This window comes from Micromonospora echinofusca (assembly GCF_017614955.1).
In the GTDB taxonomy this organism is placed as follows: Bacteria; Actinomycetota; Actinomycetes; order Mycobacteriales; family Micromonosporaceae; genus Micromonospora; species Micromonospora echinofusca_A.
Genome location: NZ_WVUH01000765.1, coordinates 1 through 394 on the forward strand (window position 1 = coordinate 1; position 394 = coordinate 394).

Here is a 394-nt window from a genome sequence, read left to right on the forward strand (position 1 = left end):
GGAAAAGGGCGTGGCCTTCGAGCGCCGCGACGTGGACCTGGCGCACAAGCCCGACTGGTTCCTGCGCCTGTCGCCACTGGGCAAGACGCCGGTGCTGGTGGTGGACGGCGAGGCCCTGTTCGAATCGGCCGTCATCTGCGAGTACCTGGACGAGACCCAGACGCCGCGCCTGCACCCGGCCGACCCGCTGGCCCGGGCGCGCGAGCGCGCCTGGATGGAGTTCGGCTCGGCCGTGCTGAACGGCATCGCGGTGCTCTACAACGCGGCCGACGCGGCGGCGCTGGCACGGGCCCAAGCCGCGCTGCGCGCGCGCTTCGAGCAGCTGGACGCGGTGCTGGGCGACGGCCCCTGGTTTGCCGGCGCGCGCTTCGGCCTGGTGGACGCGGTCTTCGGC

Annotated in this window: 1 protein-coding gene; it reads left to right on the plus strand. The window is 73.9% G+C overall.

Annotated elements, in window-relative coordinates; translation table 11 throughout:
- Nucleotides 1-394: glutathione S-transferase family protein (locus GSF22_RS34295; RefSeq protein WP_208818008.1), on the plus strand; the 394-nt coding region annotated here is incomplete at both ends.